The following is a 24,927-nucleotide window of genomic DNA, read 5'->3' on the forward strand; positions in this document are numbered from 1 at the left end:
AAGGTAACACTAAATCTTTTGCATATTGCAGGGTATATCGCGGGTCAATAACTCCGTATCCAAAATCATACGTTGCTGAACCACGGGCATACGGCGGATACGGACTTTGTGACGTTGACCATAAAGCGTACGTTATAATTTCACGACTTCTAATCCCTTGCGCATACAGGAGTGCACAGAGTCCAGCGACTTGCGGTGCGGCCATCGAGGTTCCCATCATTTGCCCGTATCGTGGTTGACCAAGATTATATGGAATTGTGCTATATATAGGATATAGTTCCGGGTCACCGCCAGGTGCATAAATTTCAACGCCAGTATCGGTTGAATTTGTGCGACCGGGGATATAGCCGTAGTTTGAATACTGAGTCCGAATAGGTGTTCCAGTTCCCGTCGTTTGCATCAGGTAATTATAACTCCCGCGATAATTGAATGAACCGACAGTAATTACGCGCGGATACGCAGCGGGATAACTCGGAGTAGCGACGAAATCTAAACCTTCATTTCCGGCAGCGGCAACGATTATTGCACCAGCGTCTAACGCTTCTTGCACTGCTTCGCGAACAACCTGCGAATTGTAATATCCACCGAGACTTAAATTGAGAATATTCGCATTATAATCTTTCACTGCACCAACGATACCTTCAGCGATATCGTCCATCGTACCAACGCCGGCAGCGTTCATAACTTTTATCGGAATAATGGTTACTTCAGACGCAATCCCGCATACGCCACGGAGGTTATCCGCATTAGCGGCAATTATCCCAGCACAATGCGTACCGTGCCCGTTATCATCTAACGGTATTCCGTCATTATTGACATAATCGTAACCACGACCAACGCGACCGAGCAAATCTTCATGCCCGCTCATAACGCCAGTATCAATCACTGCAACTTTAACTCCAGCTCCGCCACGAGCATACTCCCATGCGCCGGAATCGGAAATGTAGCCGGTATAATTTTGTGGTAAACTCGGGAGCCGCATTCCATAGAGCGAATACGGGAGATAGGTATAATATTTGAATTGTTGACCGGTTGACGGGTCAGTCCAAACGGGAATTTCGTTATTCACAGGTGCATACCAGCCACGCCGTAACGTCGTGTTGGGGTCATTGAGATAAATATCGTCTGGGAAGTAAAATATATACGCGCGGTAGTTCGGTTCCACATATTCAATGTTCGGGTCTTTCGAAAGTTTTTTAACCAATTCTGCTACCGATTTTCCTTTCGGGATTTTTACGGTTCGGAATCCAAGATGTTTACTGATTTTTTTAACCGTGAACGATTCGCGGTCTTCAATCGCTTTGATTGATTTCGGTTCCGTAGATTTTTTGTATTTGATGATTAATTCATCCGGAACAAAATCGCCCTCATTTTTAAACGGCCGATTTTTCCAGTTTGGAATTTGTGCGGTTAATTTCTTAATTTGTTCATCCCAGTTAATTTGTTTAATTCGGTCTGCTTTCAGAAGAATTTTTGTTGTATCGGTAGTTTCACGGGCAAAATACGCCCAGGGGTATCCGCTGGAGACAAAGAATAGTGAACTAATGATGATTAGAAATAAAGAAACGATAAATGCTTGAAACGTATTTGATGGATACGATTTACGCATGGAGTTCTCCCTTATGTAAAAAATTTTTAAGAATTCAATTTTAATACACAATTATACAATAAACTTCTAAATAAAAATAGCACTGTATCTGAAGTTTGTCAAGAAAAAACTGTATTTAGATGCATTTAATATTTGCTATAGGTATTTGCTATAATGTGAATCTGCATCTGCAACTCCGTATAACCTTTTATATATAAGACGACATTTTTAGGATTACGGTTGCTAAAACGGTTGTGATTCATAGTCAGAAACTCTAATCCGCTACTCGCTAAAGGTAACAAAACGAAACGGTAACATAGCGTAGCTGGTGCAGTCTGGTAATGTTAGTTTCTTCATTTTTCTTTGACGGTAGTGGAGTGGAGTAGAAACGAGGCAATACGGTATAGCCTTGTTCCAACTTCACGACGCTATCATCAGTTCGCGCAAGACTGAAGTTCTTTTTCAGGTCGGCTGTGAAAATTCAAAGATTGTATTGTATAATGTATGCTAACACCAAATTGGAGTAGGTGGAGAGAATTTAGTAGAGAAGGGGGGCTAGAATGCATGAATAAACAGGATTTAATTAACGAAGTAGCGATCGCTGCCGATATTTCAAAAGTCGCTGCGGAACGAGCGGTTGAGTCAGTGTTAGATAATATTGCGAAAGCGCTGAAAAGAGGTGACCGGGTAACGCTGTTCGGATTCGGGAATTTTAGTGTCTCGCAGAAAAAAGCGCGCGTCGGGTTGAATCCGAAAACTGGTGAACGGATTCAGATTCCGGCTCGGAAAGCGCCGAAGTTTACCCCGAGTGCCGCGTTGAAAGAGTTGTTGAATACCTAACCGCGACAACTCCTAGGGGACAAAAAATGGGATTTAATTTATGGTTGCTCGTGAGTTTTGATATGTATTCCGATAAATTAAATCCCAGATTTTTATTTTATGGGGTATCAATCAAGGCGAGATATCGAATCCGCCATTGATTATCTGCGGATTTAACCAGCTGAACCATCATCGGATTTTTCGGTTTACCGGTTCCGAAAACATCGTGTAATTCCAGGTTCGAATACACCTCGCTGGTTAACACCACCTTGATTTGAATATCAACATTCGCCTGCGCGAACCGGTCATCAACTTTTATTGAGAGATTATCAAGCGTAATTTCAAGCTGTTTCGTTCGTGAAAAGAGATTTTTACCAAATTCATATACCGTTGTTTTATTAAACCCCCAACCGTCGGTATATTCATCAGCGAGATAGTTAATCCCTGCGTCGATATTCAACTGTTCGACCGCACGTTTAGCCGCGAATATGGTTTGTTTAACCCGCCTAACTTCTAGGTTCGCTAGCCAGGTAACCAGCGCGAGTCCAAGAATGCTTAAGATAAATCCAGTTAGTATAACTAGTTCGCGAGAGTGTCTTTGCTGCATAGTTGTCGAAAATGGAGATGCAATAAACCGTGAAAGTTGTTTGCTTTCCTATTGAACCTCGACCTGATTCATGCGTGTTCAACCAATTCTAAGTCGACTTCTTTGTTTATTTTATCGACTTTTAGTATCCGGACATAGACCCGGTCTCCGAGCTGGAACCGCCGTGATGTATGTTCTCCTTCAAGTGCATAGTGCGATTCATTAAAATGATAATAATCATCGGAAATCGAACTGATATGAATTAACCCTTCAATGAGGAAATCTTCTAACTCGACAAAAAGACCGTAGGCGGTTACACCAGAAATTATACCATAATATTCATTGCCGACCTTGTCGTGCAGAAACTCAATTTTTTTCATTAATACTGATTCTCGTTCTGCTTCCATTGCGGTTCGTTCGGTTTCAGAACAATGGATAGCGATATTATGCAATTGCTGGGATACCTGCGAGATATCATCGAATCGAGTTTGGAGCGTTCGCGATTTGCGGAGTAATCGGTGAACGATTAAATCCGGATACCGCCGAATCGGGGACGTAAAGTGAGTATATATCGGAAATGCTAATCCGAAATGACCAATATTCTCGACGGCATATCGTGCTTCTTTCATTTCGCGTAACAGGAGCTGATTCAGGAAAATTTCTTCTGGTTTTCCAGCAATTAATGTTAAGATACGTTGAATTTCTTTAGCTGGCATCGGTTCAGCAACTTTCATTGTATAACCCAATGATTTCAGAAACGTTTGGAATTCGCGCATTTTTTCGGTATCTGGCGGCTGATGAACCCGATACATGAACGGTAGTTGTAATGCGTGCATATGTGTCGCCACGGTTCGATTCGCCACGAGCATAAATTCTTCAATAATCTGATGCGAAATATCTTTTTGTATTTTTTTTATCTCAAGCACTCGCCCGTTTTCATCCAGGATAACTTTTGTTTCCGGCAAGTTGAAATCAATACTACCCTGCTGCAGTCGTTTGGTATAAAGCCGGCGCGCTAACTGTTCCATTTCTTTAAGGATGTTAACGATGGTATCCGACACCACGCCGTTCGTTTCCTGCGGCGAGACGAGAATCTGTTGTACCTGGTCATAGGTGAGTCGTGCAGAACTTCGGATGATACTATCAACGATAGTGTAGTTCATTAGATTTCCTGCAGAATCGAAATCCATTAAGCAACTTATGGTTAATCGATCAACGCCAGGATTCAAACTACAGATTCCGTTCGACAGCTGGGGCGGAAGCATTGGCAGAACTCGGTCAACTAAATAGACACTATTCCCGCGCCGATACGCTTCAATATCGAGAGCGGAGTTCTCTTGGACAAAATAACTCACGTCGGCGATATGGACTCCGAGCCGATATCCAGCAGCGGTTTTTTCGAGCGAAACTGCATCATCGAAATCTTTCGCATCAGCGGGGTCGATGGTAAAAGTGATTAAATTGCGTAAATCGAGCCTTTTCTTGGTATCAATTGGTTGTTCTGCAACTGCTTCAGCTTCTTGAATAACATTGATAGGGAATACCGCTGGTAAATTATATTTTTCGATGACGGATTGGATATCCACTCCTGGTTCATCCGGATAGCCAAGAATATCAATAATTTCACCTTCCGGATTCAGTTGCTCGGAACTCCAATCAAGCAGTTTAACTACAACTTTTTGTCCACGTTTAGCGCCCCGGATTTTTTTTCGACTGATATAGATATCGTGGAACAATCTCTTATCATCAGGCACTACAAAACAAAAATATCGGTTCGTATCAAATATTCCGACAATTTTCTTCTGTGCTCGTTCGAGGATGCGAATAATCCTGCCGTTCGGTTTTCCAAGCTGATTCTTCCCTTCAATTCGAACCACGACTTTATCGCCATGCATTGCCGTTCCGAAGTTGCGACCATGAACATAAATATCCGGTAGCGATACATTATCGGGGATAACAAACCCGTATCCTTGCGGATTTGCCTGCAATGTACCAACAATCAGATTCATTGCGGTAGCGAGTCCGAGCCGTTTCTTGCGGATACGAACAAGTTTTCCAGACCGGGTTAATGCTTGCAATACGTCATGGATTGCTGCTTTTTCATCCGGCGGAACATTCAATTTTTTCATGAGTTCTCGCGGATGAAATGGCCGAGGAAAATTTTGCTGAATAAAAGCTAAAAGTTCGTTTTCGTTTAGCATACAGTTTACTTCTTACTGCAACGTCCGTAGCAATATTAACATGATGGTTGTCCTTCGTTTATCGACCTTTGTCCTTTAGCACGGAGTTGACCACAGGCAGCGAAAATATCTTGCCCGCGACTTTCGCGAATCAATACCGTATAATTTTGGTCGACGAGCGCTTGCTGAAAACGAAGCACGGTTTCAGCACTTGGTCGTTTAAATTCGCAGCCTGGAATTTCATTAAATGGAATTAAATTAATTTTGCATCTGATTCCTTGGAGCAACTTACCTAGTCGATGCGCATCCGCAAGCGAATCATTGATTCCAGCGATTAAGACATATTCGAACGTAATTCGGCGCCGTTTCGGTAGCGGATATGCCCGAATCGCTTGGAATAATTGTTCAATCGAGGTTTTTTTATGTATCGGCATGAGATAATTCCGTTGTTCGTCAGTAGTTGCGTTCAATGAAATCGCAAGATTAACGTTAGTGTTTTCTTTAGCTAATGCATATAGTTTCGGAATAATACCTACGGTTGATACCGTAATATGTTTTGGAGAAAAATTGTACCCTTCAGGAGCGGATAGGATCCGAATTGCACGAACGACATTGGTAAAATTTAATAGCGGTTCGCCCATACCCATCAAGACGATATTCGTTACAACCCGAGTTGCATTCTGGGGAATTAACCGCGACCGCTGTCTGGTTTCGGTTCGCAACGATTTCGCATCGGTATCCACTGCCAGAACTTGATTGACAATTTCCGCACTGGTTAGATTCCGGATAAACCCGCTTTTTCCAGTCAGACAGAAAGCACAGTTTAATGCACAGCCGACCTGGGTACTGATACATACCGTTAGCCGATCGTTATCAGGGATTAAAACACTTTCAATCGAATTATTATCTGATAAGGTAAAGAGATATTTTCTGGTGCCGTCAGCGGAAATTTGTTTCGTCTGGAGTTGGAGTTGACTTATTTCGGCAATCGTTGATAACTGGTGACGAAATGAGACCGCGATATCTGTCATTTCCTCGAACGATTCAACCCGATGCTGGTATATCCATTTAAACAACTGTTTCGCGCGATACGGTTTCTGACCGTATTGGGTAACCCATTTAGTTAACGCAGGTAAATCCAGATTTTTGATATCGATTTTGTGAACCATCATTGAACTACAATAATACCACGAAAAGATTGCGTTCAGGGAGATGAATTGAAATATACTATGGTGATTAATGCGCCTGTTTGTGCAAAGCACTCGGTGCAGTGCGGAAATTGGTTTTCCATTGACTGCAGACTGATTCCCGTGATACAATGCATAATGGATCCAGACTACATTATTCATTATCCCAGTTGTTTCCTAATTTAGCTATGAAACTTGCGATTTTCTCCGATATCCACGGGAATCTTGAAGCATTAACCGCAATGATTAAATACCTTGAGGATGCGGAAATAACCAATTATCTTTGTGGTGGAGATATTGTCGGATACGGCGCAAATCCGAACGAATGCGTAGATATTATCGCTGCGCTCGATTGTCCCGTGGTACTGGGGAACCACGACCATGCCGCACTCGGGTTGACCGAGATAACCTATTTTAATCATACTGCGCGAGCGGCGTTGCTCTGGACTCGGGAAACCTTAACGCCGGAACGGAAAAAATTTCTTACCGCACTTGAGTTTACATATCAAGCGAACAATATTTTTTTAGTCCATGCATCACCACGACATCCGGAACAATGGGAATACATTTTGTCGTTAGACAGTGCGGAGAAAAATTTCGAGTTCTTTCGCGAGCAAATATGTTTTATCGGGCACTCACATCAGCCGTTTTTCGTTGCCTTACGAGAAGATGGCCAGGTTGAACTCATTACTGAAAATCCATTGCCATTGAAAGAAGAAGAGCGATATATTATCAATGTTGGTAGTGTCGGACAACCCCGCGATGGTAATCCGAAGAGTTCCGTAGCGATTCTGGATACCGAAACCCAAACGGTAACGCTTCACCGCGTTTCGTACGATATCAAGCGAGCACAACAGAAAATTATTGATGCCGGACTACCCCATTCACTTGCGCAACGACTGGAAAACGGCTGGTAAAAAAATCCAAGTGCTCAGTGCAATGGTTCTACGATATAACTTAAACCTGTATGTTTTCAAATTGTAGAGGTTAGACTCTTAGACTCTTTATGACGCTAACAGAAGCGAAGAAAAAAATTGAAGAACTCCGGTCACGCATACGATATCACGACCGGAAGTATTACGTTGAGAATCAGCCGGAAATATCCGATTATGAATATGACCAGCTCGTAAAACGACTCGAACAATTAGAAGCGCAATTTCCGGAACTCATCACGCCGGATTCGCCAACACAACGAGTTGCCGGCGAGCCGTTGAAAGAATTTGTTTCGGTAACGCATCGGGTACCGATGTTAAGTCTAGCAAACTGTTACACGCCGGAAGAAATGATTGAGTTTGATACTCGGGTACGGAAAAATCTGCCTGGTGAAAAAATTGAATATGTCGTTGAACTGAAAATAGACGGAGTTGCAGTTTCGCTAGAATATGAGAATGGGAAATTCAAACGTGGTGCAACTCGTGGCGACGGATATACCGGCGATGATATCACGGCGAACTTAAAAACCATAAAAAGTCTTCCGCTGGTTTTAGATACCACGGATCCACGCTTGATGAATTTCGAGGTTCGTGGTGAAGTTTTTCTTACCAAAGAACAATTCAAACGAATCAATCAAGAAAAAGCGGTAGCGAACGAAGAATTATTTGCTAATCCACGAAATGCGGCTGCAGGTTCGTTGAAACTACTTGACCCACAATTGACCGCTAAACGTAAGCTGGATATATTTATTCATTCCCTAGGGTATATCGCAGAACCGATCGCAGCAACACATTTCGATACGTTAAAAAAACTCCAGTCAATTGGGTTAAAAATCAGTCCGGAAATAACCATTTGCAATACCATAGAGAAAGTGATTGCAACCTGGGAATATTGGTCGAAACATCGGGATACGTTACCGTATGATATCGATGGGCTGGTAGTGAAAGTTAATAATCTCAATCAGCAAGCTCGACTCGGAGCGACCATGAAAAGTCCACGTTGGGCGATTGCATTCAAATTTAGTGCAACGCAAGCGACGACGAAATTGCTTGATATCGTTCTGCAAGTCGGTCGGACTGGCGCAATTACACCGGTAGCAGTTCTCGAGCCAGTGTCATTAGCTGGGTCAACGATAAGCCGTGCTACACTCCATAATCAAGAAGAAATCGCGCGGAAAGATATCCGTATCGGCGACCAGGTTATCATTGAAAAAGCTGGGGAAGTTATTCCGGAAGTTGTGAAACCGATCCACAGCGTTCGAACAGGTAAAGAGAAAAAATTCGTTATGCCAGATAAGTGTCCGGTTTGCGGCGCGCGATTATGGAAAGAACCAGATGAAGTCGTGTATCGGTGTGAGAATATTTCATGTCCAGCGCAAATTAAACGCCGGTTAACACATTTTGCGTCTCGAGCCGCGATGGATATTGAAGGATTGGGTGAAGCGTTAGTCGAACAGCTGGTCGATGCTGGCTTAGTTCGAGATATAGCTGATATCTATACATTAGACCTATTTAAACTGTTACAACTAGAACGAATGGGACAAAAATCCGCATCGAAACTGTTAACTGCGATTGAACAAAGTAAACATCGGCCGATATCAGATTTAATTTACGGACTCGGAATTCGACATGTTGGACGTCGGGCAGCGGATATCCTTGCGGAATATTTCGGAAGTATTGATGCGCTATCTGCGGCAACAGTTGAAGAGTTACGGACTATCCCGGATATCGGTCAAGTGGTTGCGGAAAGCATCTATCAGACGTTTCGAACACCGGAAATGCGTCGGTTACTCGAGCGACTCCGAGCAGCCGGAGTGCAGTTCGTAGCGGAACCAAAAAAGGACGTTAAACCGAGCGCATTGACCGGGAAAACTTTCTTAATTACGGGAACTTTACAAAAACATACTCGAGAAGAAGCGCATGATATCATTCGCCGGTATGGCGGCAAAGTCGCTACTGCAGTTGGAAAAAATGTTGATTATCTTATTGTCGGCGAGAATCCTGGCTCAAAATTAGAAAAAGCGCAACAATTAGGAATAAAAACGATTACCGAACAAGAATTTCTAGCGATGGTGGAACAATAAATCATCAACTGTCATTCCCACAACGTAGTTTCCTGGAGAATGCGGCTAAAACTCGCGGAATGACTCTTCCAATATCGCACTTGCTATATAGGAGTATAGTAGGACAATCCGGTCTCTAGCTCATTCCTAAGAAATTTTTCGGTAGATGTTTTACGCTATAATATTTTTATTTTTTAGTTAGTTAGATATTATTTTGAATAGTATTGGATACCTATCGGTATGAATTCGATTCTATTTTTTCGCAGTGTGCCAGTAGGCATTCTGCAAGCGAATTGCTATATTATCGGATGTAAAAAATCGAATCGCGCAGCGATTGTTGATCCTGGCGGTACCCCAGACCTTATCCTGAATATTGTCAAAAAGTACCATTTACGAGTAGAATATATATTCAACACGCACGGTCATTTCGACCATATTAGCGCTAACCGACCGGTGAAACAAGTTACCGATGCAAAATTATTGATTCATCGTGCGGATGCGGATTGGTTAGTCAATCCGTTACAACCGGAGGAATTGTTTGGGTCGGTAGAAATCGATTCAGTGCCTGCTGATGAATATCTGCACGACGGAGATTGTTATTATATCGGTCAGATAGAATTGAAAGTTATCCATACGCCAGGCCATTCTAAAGGGAGCGTATGTTTTTTATTATCCGACCGGATTCTAACCGGAGATACATTATTTTGCGGGTCGGTTGGAAGAACAGATTTACCCGGTGGTTCGGAACCAGAACTTTACGATTCAATTCGAACGAAACTATTATCGTTACCGGACGATTTGTTGGTGTTTCCGGGTCATGGTCCCGCAACAACGATTCAGGTTGAAAAAGAATCAAATCCATTTCTCATAAGAATTTGAATAGGAAAAAATGATTGCAGTGATTAAAATACTAGATTACATCGAAGGTTAACCACATCGAGTAATCGGGTGTTTTACATCGCTAGAATCAGCGTTCATCATGGCTAAAAAGCTTAATAAAGAACAGCGCCGATTTTTACGTGAGAATTATCATAAAATCCCACCGCAAGAATTAGCGAAAAAACTGAATCTGACTGTACGAGAATTACAAACGATCGTGCGCGAACTTGGGTTATGCGAGCCCGCCGTGCCCTCTGCACGGGTTCCGTTGCGTGATATCACCAAATCGGATTTACTCTGGGGTATCCCAGTGTTTATCATTCCATTGATTGTATATACGCTCACCTTCTGCCGAACGCTCTACGTAGGAGATAGTGGCGAGTTCGCTGCGATGGGATATACGCTCGGAATCGCGCATCCGCCAGGGTATCCTACTTGGGTGCTCTTATTGAAACTCGCAGCAACGTTTATTCCAGTTGGCGTGAATGTAGCTGGACATTGTAATTATCTGGCGTCGTTAATTGCTGCAGTGACCGCGTATTTCTTATATTTAATGTTATTGAAAATTGCTAAACATCGGTTGGTAGCTGCGCTCGGTGCATTAATTTTTGCGTTTACGTATCAATTCTGGGCGCAAGCGTGTATCGCGGAAGTATATGTCCTCAACGCATTTTTTATTATCGCAGCAACGTTCGTGCTGCTGGTCTGGAGCGAGACACAAGATAAACGATATTTCTTATTACTCTATCTTCTCTGCGGATTAGGGTTGACTAATCATAATACTTTCCTAGCGATGCCGGTTTTCTTTTCCTTCTTTATCGTATGCAGTCTAAAACGGCATTGGCGGTTTCGGCAGGAGCTCCTTTATCTTCTATTTTACTTTTTAATTGCATGCCCGCTCATTTACTTGATTGCAAGTGGACTCCCGAAATCACCGTATGAACCAGCGAATCTGCTCAATTTCGGTGTTGCGGATATGATTTCGTATATATTCTTACGGCAACCGCTACCGCCAGGCGATACCTTCATGACGAAAGCAACAACCTGTATTTTGATTTTTCTGCCTTATACCTTATTTATCTACTGGCGCGAAAAACGCGATAAAACCTGGCTTTACGCCACGTTACTGTTTTTCCTTGGTGTAGCCCCGTATTTATATCTTCCGCTCCGTGAAGTTGGTAATCCGGTGATGAGCTGGGGAACTCCGCATACGTTAGAAGATTTCTATAACCATTTATCCCGACGACAATACGGTCCGTTAAGTCAGATGCCGTATGAAACGTTTTTCCGTTTGCTCGCGCCGTGGGATCTGTTGAAAGAACAGATTCAGACCTGGCTCATTTTCTTTTTCCGGCAATTTGGTTCTCATTTCGGATATATCAAAGGTATTATTCCAGCAATGTTTATTAAAGAATTCAGTCCGGCAGAGACGCTCCGTGGCGTGCCGTTAGTGCTCATGCTCCTCTGGACTTGTATATGGTTGACGTTAATCGGACTTGGCGCCGTTCGGCTCCTGAAACAGAACGGGAAATTTTTCGTGTTAACGTTGCTAGCGTATCTGATGTATGGTCCTGGTTTAATTGCGTTATTAAACTTTAACACTACGAACCATGCGTTGTATATCCAGCAGGTATTCTATATTCCGAGTTATTTAATGCTTTCAATCTGGATGGCTTTCGGTATCTTGCAACTTATCGAATGGGCGAATAAATATCTATTCAAATCCGCTCCTGCAGTAGGAACTTCGAATATTACCAATTCTACATCTCCTACATCATCACCCCACATCGCTACCGTTCCTGCGGAAGTTTCTGCCAGTATACCGAAACCGATTCCGGTGGTGAAGTATCTCGCTGGAGGACTCCTCTTCCTGATACCGTTTACCATAATGAAATTAAACTATTATGATAACGATTTGAGTAGAAATGCCGTCGCTTACGATTTCGGGATGAACATTATTAATTCGATGGATCCGGAAGGAATCATTTTTATCATTGGCGATAATCCGACGTTTGCGATTGGGTATCTCTCGTATGTGGAAAAGAAATTTCCGCCTGAACGAATCTATGACGAAGGTGAAAATCTGTTCGTGATGATACACGATTTCGGCGATTTGAAATATAAACTCGGTCCTGATGAACATAATCGGTTAAAGGATTATTCGCGCGCAAAAATTTGTGCGGAATCGAAACGACCGTGTTATTTTATGTTGCAGCAGGTATTTAATCCGGAACTGTTTAAAGATTTCCCGATTTTAGCACAATCGCAAGTGTTGCCCAGTGGAATTGTTTACTATCTGCGGAAACCAGGTATGCCGGAACCGGATTATTCCGGAACGCTGAAGAAGATGCGTGATTTAGATAAATATTTCTATCAAATGAGCACAGACTATTATACTCGAGAGTTGGTAGCGAACTATCATTTTTTAGTCGGTCGTGGATACTATAACGAAGCGGAACGACTCGGTGACCCGGAGTTGAAAAAGAAAGCGTTCGAACAGTTTGAAGCGACCAGTAGAACTGGGTGGGATCTCGATAACATGCATATCAATCTTGGGAATTTATATCTGCAAGAGAATATGCTCGATAAAGCGATGGAAGAATTCCAGAAAGCGATTCGGACGCAACCACGTAAAGCGATTTCTTATTTTTCGCTCGGCCAGCTCTACGACCGGCAAGGAAACCGCCAGAAAGCAATCGAGATGTTCCAGCGAGGGCTGAGTTTAGTTAAATACGATACGGAAGCGAACGATTATCGAGCGCATTTTTCCCTCGGATTACTCTATTTGCAAGAGGCAAACCATTTGATGCAAACGATGTCGACCGCAGCGCCTGGTAGTATGAGTTCCGCACAAGTTAACCAACAACGGTATCTACAATTCGCAGTCAATGAATTTCTGGCAACAATCCAGCTCAACCCGCAGGTGATTGATGCGTATGATAATCTCGGGCTCGCGTATGCGCAACTCGGTGCAGGTGACCAGGCGGTAGCGATGTGGGAAAAAGCGATTCAGTTAGAACCGAGGTATCCGAATCCGTATATGCGGCTTGCGCAGTATTATGGTTCAGTATTAGGCGATATGCAGAAAGCGAACTACTATCTGATGCGATACCAGCAGTTGATGCAACCGAGCAAAAAATAATCTCTGAACCAGCGTTTGTTCCGGTCGAACCAGATATCGGGTAGTACGTATAGAAAGTCAGTCAGACGCGATAGGTTACCCTAATCGATTTTCCAGTTGTTTTCGTACTCGCCTGTAGGATAATTACAAGGAGAATAGAGAACCACCGAACCGAGAACCCATAAGCGCATTACGGTTTCGCGATTTCGTTCTTATTCTCTTTTTCTTTCGTTGGTTCTTGTTCTGGTTCTGATTCTGGGGTGGCTGCGCCAGCGGCAACTGGTAGTAACGCTGCATTAAGCACTTCATCCATCGTTTCTACGAAAATAAATCGCATTTCCTGCTTGATATTTTCAGGCACATCGAGCAAATCTTTTTCGTTCTTTTTGGGGAGAATAACCGTTTTTATTCCAGCGCGTCGTGCAGCTAACACTTTCTCTTTGACTCCGCCAATAGGCAATACTTTACCCCGTAACGTTATTTCGCCGGTCATAGCAATATCGTGACGAACCGGTCGTTCAGTCATGAGCGAGGCTAACGATGTTGCCATGGTTATTCCTGCGGAAGGACCATCTTTCGGGATAGCGCCTGCAGGAACATGGATGTGGATATCGTAATTTTCGAAGAAATCCTCTGGAATCGCTAACGCTTGTGCGCGTGACCGAACATACGATAACGCCGCTTGCGCCGATTCTTTCATAACGTCGCCGAGTTGACCGGTTAAGGTTAATCCTTTTTTACCGCGCATTTTCGTCGATTCGATATTGAGGATTTCACCGCCAGTTTGCGTCCAAGCGAGACCGGTAGCAACGCCAATTTCGCTGTGTCGTTCTGCAACTTCAGGGAAAAATTTCGCCGGACCGAGATAGTCGGATAAATTTTCAGCGATGATTTTCGTTTGTGGGATATGACTCAGGTCAAGTTTTGGTGGTGATTCAGTTTGCGGTGTAGTGGTTACTGGAGGTGTATCTGGTCCGGATGGTTTTGCCGCTGATGCTGATGAGAGACTTTCAGCAAAACGACGTGCTACTTTCCGGCAGATATTTCCGATTTCACGTTCTAAATTGCGCACGCCAGCTTCTCGAGTGTAATCGGAGATAATCCGCTGGATAGCAGTATCCTCGAATGCAATCAATTCCGGACTCAATCCATTTTCTTGGATTTGTTTCGGGATAAGATATTTTTTAGCGATTTGCAGTTTTTCTTCTTCAGTATATCCTGGGAGATGCAATACTTCCATACGGTCACGTAATGCGGAAGGAATGGTATCGAGGATATTCGCCGTCGTTATAAAGAACACTTTCGATAAATCGAACGGGACGTCGAGATAATGGTCGACGAAACTAAAATTTTGTTCCGGATCTAGCACTTCGAGCAGCGCCGACGCTGGGTCACCACGGAAATCTATTCCGATTTTATCGACTTCATCGAGCATAAACACCGGATTATTCGATTCTGCGGAACGAATCCCTTGAATGATTCTGCCAGGTAATGCGCCGATATAGGTTCGGCGATGCCCGCGAATTTCCGCTTCATCGCGAACGCCGCCGAGTGATAATCGGACGAATTTTCTACCCATGGCGCGCGCAATCGACCTCCCTAACGACGTTTTTCCGACACCTGGCGGTCCGACAAAACAGAGAATCGGTCCTTTCATATCCGCTTTCAGTTTCCGTACCGAGAGATACTCTAGGATACGTTCTTTAACTTTATCGAGGTCATAATGGTCTTCTTCGAGGATAGCATGTGCTTGTTTAATATCCAGTGTATCGGTAGTGCTTTTCGACCAGGGTAGTGAGACCAGCCAGTCGAGGTAGGTTCGTGAAACTGTATATTCAGCGGCAGCTGGTGGCATTTTCGCTAGGCGATTGAGTTCTTTGAGTGCTTCTTTTTCGACCAGTTCCGGCATTTTCGCATCTTTAATCTTTTGCTGGAACTCTGCGATTTCCATAGTTCGTTCATCCGATTCACCGAGTTCTTTTTGAATCGCTTTCAACTGTTCGCGCAGGACGTATTCCCGTTGGGTTTTATCTATTTCCGTTTTAACTTGCGACTGGATTTTACTACCGAGCTCTAATACTTCTAGTTCTTTGGTTAAGAAAACACTCAATTTTTTCAATCGTTCTTTGGTATCGATAGTTTCCAGGATCGTTTGTTTTTCCGCAACTGTTAGATTGAGGTTTGCCGCAATCAGGTCAGCCATTTTACTCGGGTCTTTCAGGTTCATAGCAGCGATTTGGAGTTCATCCGGCATATGGGGCGCTAACGAAACAATTTTAGAGAACAAATCCAAGACGTTCCGCATCAACGCTTCAAGTTCAACCGAATGTTCCGTTTTATCTGGAATAACCTCAATTCGTGCGGTCAGATACGGTGTAACAGCGACGAATTTTTTAATTCGGATTCGGGTTAACCCTTGAATGAGTAAACGGATACTACCGTCGGGGAATTTGAGCATTTTCAAGATAGTTGCGGCAACGCCAATTTCATAGACATCGGCCGGAGTCGGGTCATCGATTTCTGGTTTTCGTTGCGCAACGATGCCAATAATGCGCGTTCCCGCTAACGCGTCATCGATGAGTTTGACTGATTTCTCGCGAGCGATGACCAACGGCGCGACCATGTAGGGATAGACGACCGTATCTCGCAAGGGTAATATAGCGAGTTTTTCAGGCACTTCAGCTTTTTGTTTTTCGATTTGTTCATCAACGGATAATTCCGGTTTTTTCTTTTTTCCAACTGGCATATAGGGTATCCTTACAATACATCGTTGATTACGTTAGAAATGTTCATCAAGAAATTTTAACACATTGAATCGTTCTTTTCAACTAAAAGAGAACTAGCGAATTCAAATATCCTGATTCTCCGAGGTATCTTTGCGATTTTGTCGCAACGTTGAACCGGCTATTACGACCACATAGAACATACACAGATACGCAAAGATATCGCCGTATTGGGTATAGAACGTGCGTGTTTGTCTGGGTTGGATATCATAAACGAGAACTCCACGAGACCCGAGATTGCGTCCAGCGAGAATCTGTCCGAAAGGATTGATGAAACACGAATACCCGGTATTTGCGGCACGCGCGATATACGTTCTATTTTCGACTGCACGAAATACCGCCATATACGCATGTTGATACGGTGCTTCCGAGTTGCCAAACCAAGCGTCGTTAGTGATAATCACTAAAAAATCCACTGGATTGCGCATAAAACGTCGAACCAGCTGTGCCATAGTCGATTCGAAACAAATCACTGCTGTAAACGAGAACGGAGTAGAATCTCTGGATAACAAGGTGAATTGAGTCGGACGATTTCCTGGACTGAAATCTCCTGGTCCTTGAATGATGTGTTTAAGAATCGGAACAAAATCGCTAAATGGCACATATTCTCCAAACGGAACTAACACAGTTTTATCGTAGGTATTTATGATACCGTGGTCAGCGCTAATCTGGACGGCGCTATTAAATAGTTTTTCCTTACCGTTTTCGGATACAACATCCGGACTTCCGATTAAAAAATGGATAGTATTTTGTTTGGCTAAGCGCTGAAATCGGGTGACTAGTTCCGGATGTGCGCGTATCGGTTCTGTGATAGCGGTTTCTGGCCAGATAACTAACTCCGGTGAATATTGTGCAATAGCCGATTCAGTTAACCGGAAATGTATCTCCTGATATTCAGTTAGTTTCGTTTCGTCCCATTTCAGCTCTTGTGGTATATTCCCTTGAACCACCGCTACGCGAATAGTTTTCCGTCCGGAGAGACGGTTATTCAATTCCATCTGCCTATTCCCATACCAGTAAACTGAGATGAACATACCCGAAATAATGATAACCAATGCGATGAGCTTTTTGAACGGTATCCGGTTTCGAATTGCGCTAATGAAATAGCTCAGACTAGCATTCACGAAAACAATGAGGAATGATAGACCAAGAACGCTAGTCAACGTCGCGAGTTGAATCATCGGGAGATTATTCCATTGCGTATATCCGAGAATTCCCCAGGCGAACCCGAACTGACCCACCTGTCGAAAATACTCTAATCCGACCCAGAGAGCTGCCGCAACAACAACTCGCAATCCGCATTGTCTTGGGACTAGCCAATTCAGGAGAACAACCGCTGCGGTGAAATATAATGCGAGATACCCAGCTAAAACAATTAATCCTGGAATAACGAGCCAACTGAATCGCGCAACCAGATTTAGCCAGTAGAGAATGCTGTAAAAATAGATGTAGCCGGTGATAAATCCGAAAAGTGCGGTTCGTTTAATTGGCTGGTTTTCAATCGCAAGAAATAGCGGGACGAGCGCAATCCAAGCTAAATTCGCAAACGGTACCGTCGGATAGCTTAATCGCAATAATATCCCACTGAGTATTGCTAATGCAATCTGGTAAACGGTTTTCCGATTTTCCATATCGCTATACTCAATTTCGTAATAGAGATAGTCGCATCGAATTCACGCAATCGTTATTCATAGCGAACGCAAGATGACCTTCTGCAATAAAAAAGGGCGAGTTCGTATTCGAATCGCCCTTGGTATCCGCTAAGCTAAGCCGATGCGAAATCGTTCCCTGCAAACCAGTTGGTTCCGCTTACCGTTTCGAGAACTGGAACCGTTTCCGAGCGCCTTTTTGTCCGTATTTTTTCCGCTCTTTCATTCTCGGGTCACGAGTCAGTAACCCTTCCGAGCGTAACACTTTGCGAAATTCCGGATTCACCTGCAATAACGCGCGCGCGATTCCATGGCGAACCGCTCCCGCTTGTCCGGTTATCCCGCCGCCGCTAACCGCTGCAATCACATCGAACCGACCTAAACTCTGCGTCAATTTTAACGGTTCTTTAATCATGGATTCAAAAAGTTTCCGACCGAAATATTTCGCAACTACTAACCCATTAACCAGAATCCGCCCTTTGCCAGGAACTAGCCGAACTTTAGCGACAGCGGTTTTCCGTCTGCCGGTACCCCAAGCGACCTCCGGTATCGAAGCGGTTCCAGCCGCAGTCGTTTCTTTCGGTTCTGTTTGAGCTACTGGAGTCGGTTCACCGGCACTCGCTGCTACTGCCGACGCTGGTTCCGGAACAGTAACTATTTCTATTTTAGCCGATGCCGGTTCAGATGGTTCCGGTTCAAGTTTAGCGGGTTCTACTTTTTTCACTCTCGGTTTCACGCTCTTTTTTTCAGCCACTACCGGTTCGCTTTTTTTCTTTTTACCAGTTCCGACTTCTTTATCTGGTTCAGCTCGTTTCATCTGTTTCGATTTAGCGAGTTCCTCTTGTTTCAGTTCGGATTGAGCGGATGCTTTCTCTTTAGTTTCTTTCGATTCTTTTTTAACGGCCATTTTCCCTCCAAAATTGAATTGATATTGTGGTGATAGCGTCTTATTTCACCTAACGCTATCGTAAGGGTAATCTCGAGTTTAATGTTTATTCAATGAAGAGATTAATTCCGGATTTTGCGCTTGATGCGGATGGTCTTTCCCGCGATAGACATACAGACGCCGCAAACATTTCCGACCTAATGGACCGCTCGGCACCATTCCGCGAACTGCTAACGTAATTACCATTTCCGGTTTTTTTTCAAGCATCGTTTCTAGTTTAGTTACTTTCAATCCGCCAGGATATCCGGAATGATGGAAATACCATTTATCCTGCAGTTTTTTTCCGGTAACCTTGATTTTTTCTGCGTTAACGACAATGACATGGTTGCCCATATCTACTCCTGGCGTATAGGTTGGCAGGTGTTTACCGCAGAGATAGAATGCAACTTTAGTTGCGAGTTTGCCCAGTGTTTGTCCTTCCGCATCAAAGAGATACCATTTGGGTGTAAGTTGATTTGGTTTAGCGTGATAACTTTTCATACTTTTCCAGTTTTTCTCCTTACTAAAATAGACAATTATTTTACCGTAATTAAGCAATTTTGTCAAATATAATCCCAGTATTCCCGTTGGTATAATCTCAACCAATTTTTTTTCTCAGCGAGTTCATCGTTCTTTGCGGTGAAAAAAGTTTTGTTGCCGGTTGTTAGCCCTGATAAGGGCGATTGGATTTAGCCCAGTATGAAATGCTGGGAATCAGTTCGAAAGAAAAACGAGGTAGTCCCGTTAGGGACGGCTGAACGTATGTTCATCCTCGCGACGGGTGTATTCAATCGTCCCTAACGGGACTAACGAAACGATGCCGCATAGCGACCCAGCCATGAATGGCTGGGCTAATATCAATCATCCCTGACGGGATTAGCTAAGAGCATAAATACGGAAGCAAAGCTTCCGAAAGACAGAGCGAAAGCAGAGCTTTCGCAGTCCAAAATCCAGGAGAGGATACTGGGGAAGCTTTTCACCGCCGAGGTCGCCGAGAACGCCGAGGTTCACAATAGATACACATGATGCATCGGGACGAATCGAGTTGACTAAAAGAATAATTCATACATGCAATACAAACAAAATATAATTGCAAAAAATCCGCTTGATTTTATCATAAGAATTAGATATAATAATTTTATCAATTGAAAGAAAACGATATTCAGGTGTTAGGGAAAGTGGTGAAATAATCCACTGCGGTCCCGCCACTGTGATTGGGAACGAAACCTAGCGCGAAGTCACTGTTTCGATACCTATCGAAATGGGAAGACGTAGGGAGTAGGAAGAACAATTTCGCCCATAAGCCAGGAAACCTGCCTGAATATGTCCGACTCGATTTCAGTCGAGAACCCTTCGCGGTAAAGGGTTTGAGGATATATTATTTCGTTCGAACAATCCCCAACTCTTCGCAACCGGAAGGGTTGGGGATTTTTTTTGTTTATGCGAGTTGAACGAATCCAACTAAATCCGGCGAATACAACTCCAAAAATTCATCTCCTGATTGTATTGGTTTCGTTTTTTTTGGTCTTGCTTTTCTTTACCGCATATTCCGCAACGCAGGTTACCGTTACCGATGAACTCGGTCATAAAGTTGTTCTTCCGCAATTCCCGCCGAAACGCATTGTTTCGCTTGCACCGAATATAACCGAGATTCTCTTTGCGCTCGGTTTAGAGAGTCGGATAGTCGGTGTAACTGATTATTGCGATTATCCGGAACGAGCGAAATCGAAACCGAAAATCGGCGGGTTCAGCAACCCAAACCTCGAACAGATTATTGCATTACGTCCGGATGTGATCATACTTACTGCGGATAGTAATCAAGATGCTATTGCCAACCAGCTCGCGCGACTCAATTTGCCATACTACGTGATTAATCCGGAATCGATTTTCGGTATTCTAACCACGATTCGGCGGCTCGGTGAAGTTACCGGAACCGTTCCGCAAGCGGAATCGTTAATCCAGCAGTTGGAGCAGCGGATTCTGCAGGTACAGCGTAGAACACAAGGTGTCCCGAAACCGAACGTGTTATTTCTCTGGTCAGAACAGCCGCTGATTACCGCCGGACAAGGGACATTCACCGATAGTTTAATTTCGCTCGCTGGCGGGAACAATCTTGCGCATAATGCTAAAATCAAATATCCGAAATATAGTCTGGAAGAGATTATCCGGCAGCAACCGGAAGTCATTATCGTTGCAAATATGCTGAATCAAGCGGATACAACCGTCTATACCCGATGGCAGAAATGGCAGCAGATACCTGCGGTACGCAATCATCGGGTATATTCGATTAACAGCGATATCATTGCGCGACCGAGTCCTAGAATCATTGAAGGACTTGAAACGCTGGAAACCCTCATCCATCGTTGATTGCAAATATCAGAGAACGGCCGAATGGTGCGTTAACTCGAATAAGGAAATATATCTTATGGTTAAACAATTGATTATTATTCTTTTCGTTCTATTAATCACGTTAGGGATTACCATATGTTTGAGTACCGGATTCGGTGCAGTTTCGATAAATCCGATAACGACGATGAAAATATTAACCGCTCAGTTTCTTCGGTTCCCTTGGCAGATGAACTGGTCTATGACCGAACAAACCATTATCCTTGACGTGCGGTTACCACGAATCCTCGTTGCGTTACTAGCGGGATTCGCGTTAGCGTCAGCGGGCGTGATTTTCCAAGCGTTACTCCGTAATCCGTTAGCGGATCCGTTCGTTATCGGGGTGAGTTCTGGTGCGGCGGTCGGAGCGGTTATCGCTATGGCATTACCGCTACCGTCATCCTGGCTTGGTCTCAGCACACTTCCGATTTTTTCTTTCCTAGGTGGGTTGGGAACAATTGTAATCATTTTCGCGATTGCGCAATCGAACGGGCGGTTGCATAGTATAACGCTATTACTTGCTGGCGTGATTGTGAACGCATTTTTTTCAGCGATAATCATGGTTCTCGCGTCGGTTATAGAAGCAGATAATATTCAGCGATTTATCCTATGGATGATGGGACATTTAGACATCGTTGACCCGAAATTATTGTTTGTGGTATCACTCTTTCTGTTATTCGGCTGGATAATCTTATGGGTTTATTCTCGGCATTTGAATGTGTTAAGTTTAGGTGATGAATCCGCAATGCAATTAGGAATCGACGTTGAACGAACGAAACGAATTGTTTTTATTGCAGCGGCGATAATTGCTGGAGCGGTGGTGAGTATCAGTGGGATAATCGGGTTCATTGGCTTAATGATACCGCACATCGTTCGTTCTATTGTCGGGTCAGACCACCGAATATTGTTACCCGCAGCCGGATTAAGCGGTGCCATATTCCTGATTCTTGCGGATACCATCGCGCGAACGATTATCGCGCCAACCGAAATTCCCGTCGGTGTTATTACCGCATTAACCGGAGCGCCGTTTTTCATTTATATTTTGCGGTCAAAAAAATGGCGTGGATTCTAGGTTTCCAGATTCTATAGCAGAAACTATGCAACCGCTCATTCAGGTTGAGAAGATAACTTTTGCCTACGGTAGAACCGCTATCTTGTCAGATATAACGTTTGCGGTAGAACCCGGTGAAATCCTCGGGATAATTGGCCCGAACGGGTCGGGTAAAACCACCTTACTCCGTTTATTAACCGGCATATTGCAAGCGCAATCTGGAACAATCCTGATTTCTGGGAAGGAAATCGCATTGTGGACTCGGAACGAACTTGCCAAACGCATTGCGGTAGTTCCGCAGGATACGTTCGTTCCGTTCAACTATACAGTTCGTGAAATTGTTTTAATGGGACGAACGCCGCATTTGCGTCTGCTCCAATTTGAATCGAGTAAAGATGTTGCGATTCTGAACCAAGCGATGGCGTTAACCGATACGCTTGAAGTATCCGAGCGATATTTCGATGCGTTAAGTGGCGGCGAGAAACAGCGAGCGCTTATCGCGCGAGCGTTGGTGCAAGAGCCGACAATTCTCCTATTAGACGAACCGACAGCGCATCTCGATTTGAACCATCAGATAGAAATTCTCGATTTAGTGAAACGGTTGAATGTGGAAGAGAATCTAACCGTTATTTTCGTTACGCACGATATAAATCTCGCTGCTGGATATTGCCACCGATTAATCCTACTTTTCGACGGAACCATTTTTTGTTCCGGCTCACCGCAAGAAGTGATTACCGAAGAGAATATCCGGCAGGTGTATGGAACGAACGTGGTTGTCAGTGAACATCCGCTAACCGGCGTTCCGCAAGTGAACCTGCTGAGCTGGAGTCCGTTTGAACGATATGAACCGAAAACGACTAAGGTTCATGTTATCGGCGGTGGTGGCGCGAGTGCGTCATTATTACGTCGTCTAGCGATTGAAGGGTATCCGGTGACGGTAGGGGTATTGAACATTGGCGATACGGACGAGCTCGTGGCGAATTCGTTACATCTCGAAGTAGTGCGCGAGCAGCCATTTTCGCCGATTTCAGACCAAGCAATGAACCGATGCCGGAATCTAATCGACCGAACCGATTGCGTTATACTTGCGCGAATTATGGTTGGAAATGGGAATCTAGCGAATTTAGCATTAGCGCTCTACGCCGCTGAACAGAAGAAACGATTGTTCGTTATCGAACCGCAAGACCCATTTGATTTCACTGGCGGAAAAGCGAAATCGTTCTACGAGCGAATATATCAGCACGGCGCGATTCGAATAAAACATACCGAAGAGATATTGGAATATCTCGCTCAATACCAAACGGAGGGTAAGCAGGATTGAACGCAAATCCGATACTCCGCCGGCAAGATTCGCAGCGAGTGAAGTGCATGAACCACGCCGGGGTTACGCTCATTGAACTTTTAGCGGTCGTCGCTATCGTTACGCTGCTAGCTGCCGTAGCGATACCGAACTATCTCGCGGCGCAACTTCGAGCTAAAGTATCGCGCGCACAAGAAGATTTACGCACGATAGCGACTGCGTTAGAAATATATCGAATTGATAATGAATCGTATCCGAGTATGGTAGAACCGGGGTTTATGGGCGGTCCGCCGATCATTCAAGGGTCTGAATTGAAATGGTGGTATGTTCCAAACGTTTTAACCACGCCGATTCCGTATCTCTCCAGTTCAAACCTATGGTGTCCGTTTGGCGGGAACTATGATAAATCGGCGTATTTTCCGGATGAAATCTGGCGCCGATACGGTTATGAAAATATTCCGGAATTGATTCTGAAAGCGCAAACCTGGCCGATATTCCAGCGGCGATATCCGCCGGGTGCAATCCAGTGGAGTGGGTCATGGCGCCTGCAAAGCGTTGGTCCTGACCGGGTATGGAATCCGTCAGAATTCTATGACCCGAGTAACGGCGTAATCAGTAACGGAGATATTATCCGCACACAACTTGACCCGACCGGGAATCGGCCGCATACCTTGAACTGACTGAGAAACCCGCAGAACCAGACTGGATTCGAGCTGCGAGTCCGAGTAGTCTGATTCTGCGGTACCACCTTAATAGAGAAAGGAGGCGTATATATGTATATCATAAAACTGCGGCAGTTGACTAGGTTCGAACTCGGATTCACGTTAATCGAGTTGTTGATTGTCGTGGCGATAATTGCGATTCTAGCGGCGATCGCGATTCCGAATTTTCTCGCAGCGCAAACGCGCGCGAAAGTTGCGGATAGTGAATCGGCAATGCGAACACTCGCTACCGGATTAGAAGCGTATGCTGTTGACCATAACGAGTATCCGTATGTTGGATATACCGTTGATTATCAGCAGAAACTCGTCTGTCTGACGACGCCAGTAGCGTATTTAACGTCGTTACCGAAGTATAAATGGCAGCCGTGGCTTCCGTTCGGGGCGACGAATCCCGTAGCGTTCTATTATTATACCGACCGGAAAAGTCATGATGATTTGATAGCCGGCTGGGGATATCCATGGACGATGTTCGATATTAGCAACAGTCGGAAATGGTATTTGAGTTGTGTTGCGCCAGACGGAGATTATGACCAGGCGTGGGACGGAACAACGCCAGGGTCGAATTATCATCTCTACGACCCGACGAATGGGATAACCAGCAACGGCGATTTGATTCGACTCGGTCCGTAATAGGTTTTTGATTAGGGCTTGATGTATTAATGATCGAGCGGCTGAAAATTTTTCTTTGGTGAGATTTCCAATCATCGGGGTTGGATATATCAAGCCCGATTTTATTTCTTTCTTTTTCACCGCAGAG

At 44.2% G+C, this 24,927-nt stretch carries 16 protein-coding genes, 3 pseudogenes and 1 riboswitch; of the genes and pseudogenes, 11 read left to right on the plus strand and 8 right to left on the minus strand.

The genetic code is table 11. The features are described 5' to 3' along the window. Nucleotides 1-1,609, minus strand: a 1,609-nt coding sequence (locus N3A72_11805; protein MCX7920262.1) for a S8 family serine peptidase, incomplete at its 3' end; no start/stop codon positions are given. Between the two features lie 543 nt (nt 1,610-2,152). Between N3A72_11805 and N3A72_11810 the strand changes: the two genes are divergently transcribed. Beyond that, entirely contained in the window at nt 2,153-2,428 is a 276-nt protein-coding gene (locus tag N3A72_11810; GenBank protein MCX7920263.1) for an HU family DNA-binding protein, read from the plus strand. A 97-nt stretch (nt 2,429-2,525) separates the two neighbouring features. Here the strand turns inward: N3A72_11810 and N3A72_11815 are convergent, their stop codons facing one another. The 3 genes from N3A72_11815 to rlmN all read right to left on the minus strand — a co-directional run bounded on the left by N3A72_11815 (nt 2,526) and on the right by rlmN (nt 6,345). Then, the gene (locus N3A72_11815; GenBank protein ID MCX7920264.1) at nt 2,526-3,014 is read right to left on the minus strand and encodes a hypothetical protein; all 489 of its coding nucleotides are present in this window, start codon (nt 3,012-3,014) and stop codon (nt 2,526-2,528) included. A 68-nt stretch (nt 3,015-3,082) separates the two neighbouring features. Next, the gene (rnr, locus tag N3A72_11820; protein ID MCX7920265.1) at nt 3,083-5,194 is read right to left on the minus strand and encodes a ribonuclease R; all 2,112 of its coding nucleotides are present in this window, start codon (nt 5,192-5,194) and stop codon (nt 3,083-3,085) included. Between the two features lie 35 nt (nt 5,195-5,229). Continuing rightward, nucleotides 5,230-6,345, minus strand: a complete 1,116-nt coding sequence (gene rlmN, locus N3A72_11825) for a 23S rRNA (adenine(2503)-C(2))-methyltransferase RlmN (GenBank protein ID MCX7920266.1) — start codon at nt 6,343-6,345, stop codon at nt 5,230-5,232. A 203-nt stretch (nt 6,346-6,548) separates the two neighbouring features. Between rlmN and N3A72_11830 the strand changes: the two genes are divergently transcribed. The 4 genes from N3A72_11830 to N3A72_11845 all read left to right on the plus strand — a co-directional run bounded on the left by N3A72_11830 (nt 6,549) and on the right by N3A72_11845 (nt 13,376). Next, the gene (locus N3A72_11830; GenBank protein MCX7920267.1) at nt 6,549-7,277 is read left to right on the plus strand and encodes a metallophosphatase family protein; all 729 of its coding nucleotides are present in this window, start codon (nt 6,549-6,551) and stop codon (nt 7,275-7,277) included. Nucleotides 7,278-7,366: 89 nt separating this feature from the next. Then, nucleotides 7,367-9,376 (plus strand): NAD-dependent DNA ligase LigA, encoded by a 2,010-nt coding sequence (ligA, locus tag N3A72_11835; GenBank protein ID MCX7920268.1) that lies wholly within the window; start codon nt 7,367-7,369, stop codon nt 9,374-9,376. A 219-nt stretch (nt 9,377-9,595) separates the two neighbouring features. Next, on the plus strand, nt 9,596-10,234 hold the full coding sequence (locus N3A72_11840) for an MBL fold metallo-hydrolase (GenBank protein ID MCX7920269.1): 639 nt from the start codon (nt 9,596-9,598) through the stop codon (nt 10,232-10,234). Between the two features lie 100 nt (nt 10,235-10,334). Further along, nucleotides 10,335-13,376 carry a DUF2723 domain-containing protein gene (locus N3A72_11845; GenBank protein ID MCX7920270.1) on the plus strand — a complete coding sequence of 1,014 codons (3,042 nt, stop codon included), beginning with the start codon at nt 10,335-10,337 and terminating at the stop codon, nt 13,374-13,376. A gap of 169 nt (nt 13,377-13,545) precedes the next feature. On the opposite strand, the gene lon is transcribed toward N3A72_11845, so the two are convergent. From lon to rplM, 4 genes are all read right to left on the minus strand, one after another. Continuing rightward, entirely contained in the window at nt 13,546-16,101 is a 2,556-nt protein-coding gene (gene lon / locus N3A72_11850; protein ID MCX7920271.1) for an endopeptidase La, read from the minus strand. A gap of 102 nt (nt 16,102-16,203) precedes the next feature. Further along, entirely contained in the window at nt 16,204-17,769 is a 1,566-nt protein-coding gene (gene lnt, locus N3A72_11855; GenBank protein MCX7920272.1) for an apolipoprotein N-acyltransferase, read from the minus strand. Between the two features lie 178 nt (nt 17,770-17,947). Next, on the minus strand, nt 17,948-18,337 hold the full coding sequence (rpsI, locus tag N3A72_11860; protein ID MCX7920273.1) for a 30S ribosomal protein S9: 390 nt from the start codon (nt 18,335-18,337) through the stop codon (nt 17,948-17,950). A gap of 435 nt (nt 18,338-18,772) precedes the next feature. After that, nucleotides 18,773-19,213, minus strand: a complete 441-nt coding sequence (gene rplM, locus N3A72_11865; protein MCX7920274.1) for a 50S ribosomal protein L13 — start codon at nt 19,211-19,213, stop codon at nt 18,773-18,775. Nucleotides 19,214-19,859: 646 nt separating this feature from the next. Beyond that, a riboswitch (cobalamin riboswitch) is annotated at nt 19,860-20,048 on the plus strand. A 104-nt stretch (nt 20,049-20,152) separates the two neighbouring features. On the opposite strand from rplM, the gene N3A72_11870 reads away from it, so the two are divergent. The 6 genes and pseudogenes from N3A72_11870 to N3A72_11895 all read left to right on the plus strand — a co-directional run bounded on the left by N3A72_11870 (nt 20,153) and on the right by N3A72_11895 (nt 24,338). Continuing rightward, entirely contained in the window at nt 20,153-21,079 is a 927-nt protein-coding gene (locus tag N3A72_11870; protein ID MCX7920275.1) for a cobalamin-binding protein, read from the plus strand. Nucleotides 21,080-21,137: 58 nt separating this feature from the next. Further along, nucleotides 21,138-22,169, plus strand: a complete 1,032-nt coding sequence (locus N3A72_11875) for an iron chelate uptake ABC transporter family permease subunit (GenBank protein ID MCX7920276.1) — start codon at nt 21,138-21,140, stop codon at nt 22,167-22,169. A 25-nt stretch (nt 22,170-22,194) separates the two neighbouring features. Further along, on the plus strand, nt 22,195-23,469 hold the full coding sequence (locus N3A72_11880) for a heme ABC transporter ATP-binding protein (GenBank protein ID MCX7920277.1): 1,275 nt from the start codon (nt 22,195-22,197) through the stop codon (nt 23,467-23,469). A gap of 47 nt (nt 23,470-23,516) precedes the next feature. Next, nucleotides 23,517-23,633: pseudogene (locus N3A72_11885) on the plus strand (prepilin-type N-terminal cleavage/methylation domain-containing protein). Beyond that, a pseudogene (locus tag N3A72_11890) lies at nt 23,613-24,128 on the plus strand (type II secretion system protein GspG). The pseudogenes N3A72_11885 and N3A72_11890 overlap by 21 nt, the downstream one beginning before the upstream one ends. Before the next feature lie 93 nt (nt 24,129-24,221). Then, nucleotides 24,222-24,338, plus strand: a pseudogene (locus N3A72_11895) (prepilin-type N-terminal cleavage/methylation domain-containing protein). Nucleotides 24,339-24,927: the final 589 nt, after the last annotated feature.

This window comes from bacterium (genome assembly GCA_026416715.1).
Taxonomy (GTDB): Bacteria; UBP4; UBA4092; order JAOAEQ01; family JAOAEQ01; genus JAOAEQ01.

What these genes read in the sequence shown, in the direction of transcription:
- N3A72_11810 (MCX7920263.1), top strand. Translation starts at nt 2,153, where the DNA reads ATGAATAAACAGGATTTAATTAACGAAGTAGCGATCGCTGCCGATATT.
- N3A72_11815 (MCX7920264.1), bottom strand. Translation starts at nt 3,014, where the DNA reads ATGCAGCAAAGACACTCTCGCGAACTAGTTATACTAACTGGATTTATC.
- rnr (MCX7920265.1), bottom strand. Translation starts at nt 5,194, where the DNA reads ATGCTAAACGAAAACGAACTTTTAGCTTTTATTCAGCAAAATTTTCCT.
- rlmN (MCX7920266.1), bottom strand. Translation starts at nt 6,345, where the DNA reads ATGATGGTTCACAAAATCGATATCAAAAATCTGGATTTACCTGCGTTA.
- N3A72_11830 (MCX7920267.1), top strand. Translation starts at nt 6,549, where the DNA reads ATGAAACTTGCGATTTTCTCCGATATCCACGGGAATCTTGAAGCATTA.
- ligA (MCX7920268.1), top strand. Translation starts at nt 7,367, where the DNA reads ATGACGCTAACAGAAGCGAAGAAAAAAATTGAAGAACTCCGGTCACGC.
- N3A72_11840 (MCX7920269.1), top strand. Translation starts at nt 9,596, where the DNA reads ATGAATTCGATTCTATTTTTTCGCAGTGTGCCAGTAGGCATTCTGCAA.
- N3A72_11845 (MCX7920270.1), top strand. Translation starts at nt 10,335, where the DNA reads ATGGCTAAAAAGCTTAATAAAGAACAGCGCCGATTTTTACGTGAGAAT.
- lon (MCX7920271.1), bottom strand. Translation starts at nt 16,101, where the DNA reads ATGCCAGTTGGAAAAAAGAAAAAACCGGAATTATCCGTTGATGAACAA.
- lnt (MCX7920272.1), bottom strand. Translation starts at nt 17,769, where the DNA reads ATGGAAAATCGGAAAACCGTTTACCAGATTGCATTAGCAATACTCAGT.
- rplM (MCX7920274.1), bottom strand. Translation starts at nt 19,213, where the DNA reads ATGAAAAGTTATCACGCTAAACCAAATCAACTTACACCCAAATGGTAT.
- N3A72_11870 (MCX7920275.1), top strand. Translation starts at nt 20,153, where the DNA reads ATGCGAGTTGAACGAATCCAACTAAATCCGGCGAATACAACTCCAAAA.
- N3A72_11875 (MCX7920276.1), top strand. Translation starts at nt 21,138, where the DNA reads ATGGTTAAACAATTGATTATTATTCTTTTCGTTCTATTAATCACGTTA.
- N3A72_11880 (MCX7920277.1), top strand. Translation starts at nt 22,195, where the DNA reads ATGCAACCGCTCATTCAGGTTGAGAAGATAACTTTTGCCTACGGTAGA.